This is a genomic window from Psychrobacter sp. W2-37-MNA-CIBAN-0211, from assembly GCF_040309405.1.
In the GTDB taxonomy this organism is placed as follows: Bacteria; Pseudomonadota; Gammaproteobacteria; order Pseudomonadales; family Moraxellaceae; genus Psychrobacter; species Psychrobacter glaciei.
Genome location: NZ_JBEOOU010000650.1, coordinates 1 through 229, shown reverse-complemented (window position 1 = coordinate 229; position 229 = coordinate 1). Strand labels below are relative to the sequence as shown.

At 71.6% G+C, this 229-nt stretch carries 1 protein-coding gene; it reads right to left on the bottom strand.

Annotated features, from left to right (window positions below; all coding sequences use genetic code 11):
• Positions 1 to 229: cupin domain-containing protein (locus tag AAEY72_RS16620; RefSeq protein WP_352311815.1), on the bottom strand; the 229-nt coding region annotated here is incomplete at both ends.

Here is a 229-nt window from a genome sequence, read left to right as displayed (position 1 = left end):
GAGCAGATCCACGCTCGCGTTGCCTGTTACGGCCGGATCGACATTCGACTTGACCGGCAGAACCACACCGTCGCCGGCCCCCGAATCGCGCAGCGGCGCGAGCGGCTTCGACCGGTGGCCCGCTGCGTCGAGCAGGTCGTGCGCGCCACCTGCAGGCAGCAGCACGAAATCGCCGTCGGCGAGTTGCAGCGTGCGCCCGTCGGCGGCGCGCAGCCGGCAGGTTCCAGCC